Below are 8,506 nucleotides of genomic sequence, written 5' to 3' on the forward strand. Positions count from 1 at the left end.
CCCCCAACCAGCCGGAGCAGCCGCACTGGTCCCCACCCCAGCCCCCGCCTCCTCCGGGCTGGTCGCCGCAGCAGCCGCCGCCGTACGGGCAGCAGCCTCCGACGTGGTCTCCGCAGCAGCCGCCGCCTTATGGACAGCCGCCGGCACCGTATCCGCCGTACCAGCAGCCGCCGGGGCCTTATCCGCCGTACGGGCAGCAGCCTGGTCCGTATCCGCCGAATGGGCCGGCGCCGTACGGGCAGATGCCGTACGGGATGCGGCCGGCTGAGCCTCGGGCGATTCCGGCACCACCTGGTACGCCGTACCACCGGCTGGCGCGCAACTACAAGCACACCTGGTGGCGACCCCTGGTCGACACCCTCGTGGTGATCGGCGCAGCCCTGCTGGCGTCGATCGGGATTCTGATCGCCTGGGAGATCGCGCACGGCCTGATCACCGGCGACGTCCCGGAGCCCCAGGACACCTCCTTCTTCCCGAACCCCACCGAGGACATCGCCATCAACCTGGCGCTCCTCGCCGTCCTCACACCGGTCGTCGCGTTCTCCGCCTGGCTCGTGCAGCGCCGTCCCGCCTGGAGCCTGGCATCCGTACTCAACCGGATCCGCTGGCGCTGGCTGCTGCTCTGCAGCCTCCCCGCGCTCGGTTACATCGTGCTCTCCTACTCGCTAGGCCTGGCGGCAGACGCACTCTTCCCCGCGGCCGACTCCAGCACCTCCGACGACGGCTCCTGGGTAGGCATCGGCTCCTTCATCGTCCCGGCCCTGGTCATCCTGCTACTGGTCCCGTTCCAGGCAGCAGGCGAGGAGTTCGCATTCCGTGGCTGGCTGGTCCAGGCGATCGGCGCCTACGGACCCGACAACACCGACGGCAACACCTTCACCCACCGCCTCAAGCTCGTACTGCGCTCGCCGTGGCCGGCCTTGGTGGTCAGCAGCGCGTTGTTCGTCACCGCGCACGGCTATACCGGCTGGGCGATGGCAGACATCTTCCTGTTCGCGATGCTGATGGGCTGGCTGACCATCCGGACCGGCGGTCTGGAGGCCGGCATCGCCCTGCACACCGTGAACAACCTGGCTGCCTTCTTGGTGCCTGCGGCTCTCGGCCAGTTGGACGGCTGGGCCGACCAGGGCGGCGCTCCGTGGACCCTACTGGCGACCGACATCCCCTGCCTCGCGTTCTACGGCGCAGCCATCGTCTGGCTCGCGAAGCGCAAGCAGCTTGCCCGCGTGAGCGGATAACCGAAGGAGATTGTCGGAGCCATCTGGCAACCTTTGCGCCGTGACGAACGTGAAGACCGAACGCATCGAGACCGTCCTGTTCGACTGGGGCGGCACCCTGGCCACCTGGCACACCATCGACCTGTACACCGTCTGGCGGTCCGTGGCGGAGTTGATCGACGACGCCCGGGCCGACGAGCTCGCCGCCCGGCTGGTCGCCGCCGAGGAGTCGGTCTGGCTCCGCTCGCGCGACGAGCACCGCAGCAGCACGCTGGACGAGGTGTGCCTCCTGGCCGAGGTGGTGATGTCGCCGGCCGCGCTGGCGGAGTACGAGCGGCAGTGGCACCCGCACACCGAGCTCGAGCCGGACGCCCTCGAGACGCTGGGGGAGCTGCGCGACCGCGGCCTCAAGCTGGGCGTGCTGTCGAACACCATCTGGTCGCGCCGGCGGCACGAGGACATCTTCGCCCGCGACGGCGTGCTCGAGCTCATCGACGGCGCGGTCTACACCAGCGAGGTGCCGTGGACCAAGCCGCACCCGGAGGCGTTCCTGGCCGCGATGCGAGCTGCCGGCGAGACGGAGCCCGGGCGTTGCTTGTTCGTCGGTGACCGGCTGTTCGACGACGTCTGGGGCGCTCAGAACGTGGGGATGCGGGCGGTGCACATCCCGCACAGCGCCATCCCGGCGAACCAGATCGGCCACACCGAGGGCACCCCGGACGCCACCATCCACCGCCTCGCCGAGCTGCCGGCCCTGATCGACCACTGGAACACAACGGCCTGACCGGTCCACCTGCCGGTAGAAGCCTGGATCAAGCTGCCCTAGGCACCAGGCTTTTGGCACTAGGCACAGCAGAACCCCCGGGCCGGGAGGGCGGCGCCGGGGGTTCTGTGGTGGGGTTCGATTGGTTCGTGCTGTCAGCTCATACCTGTCGGCCGCTACCTATCGGGTCAGGCGGCCAGGGTCGGGTCGGCGAGCAGCCGTAGCCGGCTGAGTGCCTCCCGCTCGATCTGGCGGACCCGCTCGGCCGAGATGCCGTGCACGGCGCCGATGTCCGCCAGTTTCGCCTGACGGCCGTCGTGCAGTCCGTAGCGGCGCCGGATCACGTCCGCCGACCGCGGGTCGAGCTGGTCGACCAGGCTGAACAGGCCCGAGCGGTCCGACGCGTCCGCGACCAGCTGGTCCGGCCCCGGCGCGGTCTCGGCCGCGATCAGGTCGCCCAGCGAGGTCTCGCCCTCGTCGTCGATCGGGTTGTCCAGGCTGATGTGGTCCCGGCCGATCCGGATCAGGTCAGTGACCCGCTCCGGGTCCAGGTCCAGCTCCGCCGCGATCTCGTCGATCTCCGGCTCCCGCCCGAGCTTGCGCTCCAGCGTGCGCCGGGCCGAACCGATCTGGTTCAGCTGCTCCACCACGTGCACCGGCAGCCGGACCACCCGGGCCTGCTGCGCGATCCCTCGCGTGATGGCCTGACGCACCCACCAGGTGGCGTACGTCGAGAACTTGAACCCCTTGCGGTAGTCGAACTTCTCCACCGCGCGGATCAGGCCCGTGTTGCCTTCCTGGACCAGGTCCAGGAGCGGCATCTGGGACCGTCCGTAGCGGCGGGCGATCGATACCACCAGTCGGAGGTTGGCGGTCACGAACCGCTGCTGTGCGCGCTGGCCCGCTTCGGCCAGCCACTCCAGCTCTTCCTCCGTCGCATATTTGGGCGCTCCGCCCTTCTTACGTCCAACCCGCCCCTCGGCCAGCAGTTGCTCCGCGAGGAGACCTGCCTCGACCGTCTCAGCGAGCTCGACTTCTTCTTCCGCCGTCAGCAAAGGAGTGCGAGCGATCTCTTCCAGGTAGAGACCGACGCTGTCCTTGCCGTCGATACCGTCGTCCGTGGAACGGACACGAGCCATGCGAGCCACCGAAACTCCCTTCGTCGTTACATGGAGAGCAACGCTCGAGTGAGGTTCAAGATTCCACGATGAGTGTGTAAACAGCCTGAACGTTCCCTGAGATTTCCCCGCAGCGTCCGCCGTCCGCAACCGGCCTGGAAATCCTCGTCCGGGCCGGTTCTGCGCACTCGCGGCGCGCTGCGAGCACAATCGGCTTGATCTGCTGGGTTTTCGCCGCTTTCTCCTTGCCGACACCTGGACGCCTGAGAGCTGAGAACTGTTGTCACCTCAGCGATTCCGCGTCCCAGATGTGGTGCACGACACACCGCAACTTCCTCACATAGTTCTAACGCCACTGGCCCCCAGACCCTTCCCCACCCAACTCCCAGCGATCCCACCCGGATCGCTCAGCAATCCCACCCGAACTGCCCAGCTGCGGCTCGCCGCCCACCAGCATGTCCGGCCCGGCCCGACCGCGCGCCCCGACCGATCCCTTCGCCTTCCGGTACGCGCGGTCCCCGCAACCGGTTCCCTCGCGCGGGCGGGCTCAGCCGTTGCCGGATCCTCGCCGGATGGTTGCCGACGACAACGAACAGTGACGTCAGTGACCGGCCAGCTCCGCGAGGGCCTTGGTGGTGGTTTCGTCGGCCGGGAAATAGGACTCGATCGCTAGTTCCTCCAGCGTCACGTCGAACGGTGCACCGAAGGAGGTGATCGTGCTGAAGAGCGACAGGTCGTGGCCCCGGTGCCGCAACCGGATCGGCAACAGGATGTCCGCCGGATCGGGGTCCACGGCGGCGGGCGGCTCGCCGTACGAGAGAAGTTCCTGGTGGAGGGCGGTGAGGGCTGGGTCGCCCGTGTGCTGGGCCTGCCGTGCGAGCCGGGGGAGGAGGAAACTCCGGACCTCGGCGAGGTTCTGCAGCCGCGGCGCGAAGCCTTGCGGGTGCAGTCCGAGGCGCATCATGTTGATGCGCGGTTCGAGCAGTTCGGGTGCGACGTCGTCGAAGAAGATTCCCGCGGCGCGGTTGGCGATGAGCAGGTTCCAGCCGCTGTCGAGCACCAGCGCCGGGTTCGGCCCGAGCCCGTCCAGCACCTGCTGGAGTGCCGCGCGAGCCGTCGCCAGATCCGGATCGTCCAGCGGTCGCGCCCGGTACGCCGGTGCGTAGCCGGCCGCGACGAGCAGGCGGTTCCGCTCCCGCAGAGGCACACCGAGGGCATCCGCGAGGCGGAGCAGCATCGGCTTGCTGGGCAGTGTCCGGCCGGTCTCCACGAAGCTCACGTGGCGGGCCGAAACCTCCGCGGCGATCGCCAGGTCGAGCTGACTGAGCTTGCGCCGCTGCCGCCAGCCGCGCAGCAGTTCCCCGATCGTCGATTCCGCCACACGCCAGTTCTACCCCGATCGGGTCATGCTCTCCATGACCAGGCTGGTAATCGACACGCGGCCGGGCTCGCTGGCAGCCTCGAAGCCATGACCAGCACCTCATCCGACCAGACCGAGAAGAACCGAGAGATCGTTCTCCGGGGTTTCCAGGAATTTGCCGAAGGCAACGTCGACGTCCTGCAACGGTTGCTGCGGGAGGACTTCGTCGAGCACAGCCCGGACAATCCGTCCGGCCGCGACGCGTTCATCGAGTTCATCCGCAGCGGGCCGCTGCCCACCTCGCGGCTCGACCTCAAACGGGTGATCGCCGACGATACCTACGTCGTCCTGCACTACCACCTGACCCGGCCGGACGAGGAGGGCGCAGGCGAGGCCGTGGTCGACATCTGGCGCCTGGAAGACGGCCTGATCGTCGAGCACTGGGACACCGTGCAGTCCGTGCCGTCCGCCGACCGCATCCCCCAGGGCATGTTCTGAGGGATGCGGTCGCTGATCAGGCGAGGCCGAGGGTGTCCAGTTCCCAGGCGAGGGTGAAGGCGATCTCGCGCCAGGCGTCGTACCGGCCGCTGCGGCCGCCGTGGCCGGCCTCCATCTCGGTCTTCAGCAGGACGTCGACGTCGCCGGTCGCGGTGGCTCGCAGTTTCGCCACCCACTTGGCCGGCTCCACGAAGAAGACGCGGGTGTCGTTCAGGCTGGTGATCGCCAGGATGCGCGGATACTCCTGCGCCGAGACGTTCTCGTACGGCGAGTAGGACTTCATGTACCGGTAGACCTCTGGGTCCTCCAGCGGGTTGCCCCACTCCTCCCACTCGATCACCGTCAGCGGCAGCGACGGGTCCAGGATCGTGGTCAGCGCGTCGACGAACGGCACCTCCGCGACGATCCCGCCGAACGCCTGCGGCGCCAGGTTCGCCACCGCACCCATCAGCAGTCCACCGGCGCTGCCGCCCTGCGCGACGATCCGCTCGGGACGGGTCCAGCCGTCCCTGACCAGGTGCTCCGCGGCCGCGACGAAGTCGGTGAAGGTGTTCCGCTTGGTCAGCGTCTTGCCGTTGTCGTACCAGTGCCGCCCGAGCTCGCCACCACCCCGGACATGCGCGATCGCGAACACCACCCCGCGGTCCAGCAGCGACAGCCGCGGGATCGAGAACCACGGGTCCATCGACGTCTCGTACGAGCCGTAGCCGTAGAGCACGACCGGCGCGTTCCCGTCCTTCGCGACGTCCTTGCGCGCGACCAGCGAAACCGGCACCTGAGTCCCGTCCGCCGCCGTCGCCCACTCCCGGTACTGCGTGTACGCGCCGAGGTCGACCCCACCCAGTACGGGCTGTTGCTTCAGCAGTCGACGTTCACCGGTCGCCACGTCCACGTCGTACGTCGAACCGGGCGTGACCAGAGACGTGTAGCCGAACCGGTACCGCGTGTCCTGCCACTCGTCGTTGCGACCGGGCGAGACGGTGTAGATCGGCTCGTCGAAGGTCAGCACGTCCGGCGCTGCGAAGGCCGTGCTGCCCGGGCTCTGGGTGGACTCCCGGCGCATGATCGCGAGCTCGGTGAGGGCGTTCCGCCGGCGGTACAGGATCACGTGGTCCGCGAAGGCGTCGACGCCGAGCAGCCGGCTCGACTCGTCGCCCTCGATCAGGGTGGTCCAGTCGGCGGGGGACTCCAGCGGCGCACTGGCCAGGGAGAAGTTCGCCGCGTCGGCGTTGTGCACGATCAACAGTTGGTCGCCGGCATGCTCGACGTCGTACTCGACGCCCTCCCGCCGGGGCGCCACCACGACCAGCTCACCGGTCGGGTTCTGCGCGTCCAGCAGCCAGACCTCGCTGGTCAGCTTGCTGCCGAGGGAGATCATGATGGCCTGCTCGTTGCGGGTCAGGTCGACGCCGACCCAGAAGCGCTCGTCCGGCTCCTCCAGCACGAGAACGTCCTCGGCGCTGCCGAGAGCGTGCCGCCAGACCTGGTACGGCCGCCACGCGTCGTCGACCTTCGTGTAGAAGATCGTCGAACCGTCCGCTGACCAGGCCGAGCCGTAGTGCACCTCGGGCAGCTCGTCCGGCAGCAGCTCCCCGGTGGTCAGGTCCTTGATCCGCAGCGTGAACCGCTCGTCGCCCTTCAGGTCCACGGAGTAGGCGAGCAGGTTCCCGTCGGGGGAGACGTCGACGGTGCCGAGCGAGAAGAACTCCGAGTCGCCGGCCACCTCGTTCCCGTCCAGCAGGATCTCCTCGCCGGCGATCTCGCCGTCGGTCGCGGGCGGCTCGTCGCCGTCCACCTTGACCCGGCAGCTGATGGAGTACTGCTTGCCCTCCACCGTGCGGCTGTAGTACCAGTGCTCGCCGCGTCGGGCGGGCACGCTCAGGTCGGTCTGCAGGGTGCGGGTGGAGATCTCGTCGAAGATTGCCTCGCGCAACGATTCGAGGTGCTCGGTGCGGGCCTCGGTGTAGGTGTTCTCGGCGCGGAGGTACTCCAGCACCTCGTCGTCGGTCTTGTCCCGCAACCACTCGTAGTCGTCGACGAAGACGTCTCCGTGGTGGGTGCGTTCGATCGGCTTACGGGCGGCGACAGGTGGGTTCAGCTCGGACATGCGGGCGACATTACCCGCCCATCCGCCCCGCGCGCCGGTCAGATCTTGTAGGTGGCCACTACCGGCGCGTGGTCGCTCCAGCGTTCGGCGTAGGTGGGGGCTCGATCGATCACGCAACCAGTGGCGGTTTCCGCGAGTTCGGGGGAGGCGAGCTGGTAGTCGATCCGCCAGCCGGCGTCATTGTCGAAGGCCTTCCCGCGCCACGACCACCAGGAGTACGGCCCGGGTCCCTCACCACCGAAGCGGCGGCCGAGATCCACCCAGCCGTCCTCGAACAGCCGGTCCATCCAGGCGCGTTCCTCCGGCAGAAATCCGCTCTTCTTCCGGTTTGCCTTCCAAGCCTTCAGGTCGACCTCGCGGTGCGCGATGTTGAGATCGCCGCACAGCAGTACGTGCCGCCCGTCGGCCCGCAGTTCGCCCAGCCGCGCGGTGATCGCGTCGAGGAACGCGTACTTCTCCGCCTGCCGCGGCGGGGTCTCGAACTCGCCCGTGAACACATAGGTACTGACAGCCGTCAACGTCGACCCGTCGTCGAGCACCACATCCGCCTCGACCCAGCGGCCGCAGCCGTCGAACCGCTGCGGCCCGATCGCGGATCGTTCGCCCTTGATCGGCCGTCGGCTCGCCACCGCGACCCCGGCACGTCCCTTGCTGCCCTCGATCACGGGTTCGGCATGCGCGAGGTGCCAGTCGCCGCCCAGGTGATCCCGCAGTACCTCATCGGTCGCCCGGACTTCCTGCAGCAGCAACAGATCAGGATCGGCCTGCTCCAGCCACGCCGCCATCCCTCGCCGGTAAGCAGCCCGAACACCATTCACATTCACCGTCGCAACCTTCAGCACCCCCGAACCCTAACGCTCAGACTCCGGTGGTCGAGCCGGGGCGGATGATCAGCAGGACGGTGACGGTGGCCCACAGCAGGGCGAAGATGCCGGTGGTCATGGACAGGCTCCTCGCCTGCGTGACGGCTCGCTCGTCGGGCGGCCCACCGGCAGCTGACAGCACGCGGCCCTGACCAGGCAGTACTACGAACGCGAGCACCGCGGCCGCTGCCAGCGTCAGCACTATCGACACGACCAGCCAGGTCTCGACCAGGACGCCGAGACCCGCGCCGACCGCCAGGCCGAAGACGGCGAGCTGATCACCCACTTCGCCTTCCAGGCGCTCACCGCCCTGAAGGACTGGGAGCCAAGCTAGAACGCCGGAGCTCCTCCGAGCCGCGCACCTGTCGCGCCGCCGCAGGGGCTACGTGGCGGTGGTGAGGAGGGCTTCGAGGGAGCGTTCGCAGAGATGTTCCAGGTCAGCGGGGGAGACCTTGGGATCGGCAATCCACGTGAGCAAGGTCTGTTCGACGTAGCCCTGCCAGCCGTGGCAGGCGAGTTCGACGGTCGGGGTCGTCTCGATCCCGAGTTGGGCGACGGCGTCGATCACCCACCGGCTGAA

Annotated in this window: 9 protein-coding genes and 1 pseudogene; 4 read left to right on the forward strand and 6 right to left on the reverse strand. The window is 68.6% G+C overall.

From position 1 onward, the window contains the following. The 3 genes from VFG33_RS12245 to VFG33_RS12255 all read left to right on the forward strand — a co-directional run. The coding region (locus VFG33_RS12245; protein ID WP_325025658.1) for a hypothetical protein at positions 1–268 on the forward strand (268 nt) is incomplete at its 5' end. Further along, positions 255–1,238 (forward strand): CPBP family intramembrane glutamic endopeptidase, encoded by a 984-nt coding sequence (locus VFG33_RS12250; RefSeq protein WP_325025660.1) that lies wholly within the window; start codon positions 255–257, stop codon positions 1,236–1,238. The genes VFG33_RS12245 and VFG33_RS12250, both read left to right, overlap by 14 nt. A gap of 40 nt (positions 1,239–1,278) precedes the next feature. Then, the gene (locus tag VFG33_RS12255) at positions 1,279–2,001 is read left to right on the forward strand and encodes an HAD family hydrolase (RefSeq protein ID WP_325025662.1); all 723 of its coding nucleotides are present in this window, start codon (positions 1,279–1,281) and stop codon (positions 1,999–2,001) included. 167 nt (positions 2,002–2,168) lie between these two features. Here the strand turns inward: VFG33_RS12255 and VFG33_RS12260 are convergent, their stop codons facing one another. Then, positions 2,169–3,128, reverse strand: a complete 960-nt coding sequence (locus tag VFG33_RS12260) for a sigma-70 family RNA polymerase sigma factor (RefSeq protein ID WP_325025664.1) — start codon at positions 3,126–3,128, stop codon at positions 2,169–2,171. A 571-nt stretch (positions 3,129–3,699) separates the two neighbouring features. Beyond that, the gene (locus VFG33_RS12265) at positions 3,700–4,479 is read right to left on the reverse strand and encodes a helix-turn-helix domain-containing protein (RefSeq protein WP_325025666.1); all 780 of its coding nucleotides are present in this window, start codon (positions 4,477–4,479) and stop codon (positions 3,700–3,702) included. Between the two features lie 87 nt (positions 4,480–4,566). On the opposite strand from VFG33_RS12265, the gene VFG33_RS12270 reads away from it, so the two are divergent. After that, complete coding sequence (locus VFG33_RS12270; protein WP_325025667.1) at positions 4,567–4,956, forward strand: nuclear transport factor 2 family protein; 390 nt, start codon at positions 4,567–4,569, stop codon at positions 4,954–4,956. A gap of 16 nt (positions 4,957–4,972) precedes the next feature. Here the strand turns inward: VFG33_RS12270 and VFG33_RS12275 are convergent, their stop codons facing one another. The 4 genes and pseudogenes from VFG33_RS12275 to VFG33_RS12290 form a co-directional block, all read right to left on the reverse strand. Further along, complete coding sequence (locus VFG33_RS12275) at positions 4,973–7,063, reverse strand: S9 family peptidase (RefSeq protein ID WP_325025669.1); 2,091 nt, start codon at positions 7,061–7,063, stop codon at positions 4,973–4,975. A gap of 38 nt (positions 7,064–7,101) precedes the next feature. After that, the gene (gene xth / locus VFG33_RS12280; protein WP_325025671.1) at positions 7,102–7,905 is read right to left on the reverse strand and encodes an exodeoxyribonuclease III; all 804 of its coding nucleotides are present in this window, start codon (positions 7,903–7,905) and stop codon (positions 7,102–7,104) included. Between the two features lie 16 nt (positions 7,906–7,921). After that, positions 7,922–8,212, reverse strand: a complete 291-nt coding sequence (locus VFG33_RS12285; RefSeq protein WP_325025673.1) for a hypothetical protein — start codon at positions 8,210–8,212, stop codon at positions 7,922–7,924. A 96-nt stretch (positions 8,213–8,308) separates the two neighbouring features. Continuing rightward, positions 8,309–8,506, reverse strand: a pseudogene (locus VFG33_RS12290) (TetR/AcrR family transcriptional regulator); the annotation flags it as partial.

Origin of the sequence: Kribbella sp. (genome assembly GCF_035687465.1) — a bacterium.
Classification (GTDB): Bacteria; Actinomycetota; Actinomycetes; order Propionibacteriales; family Kribbellaceae; genus Kribbella.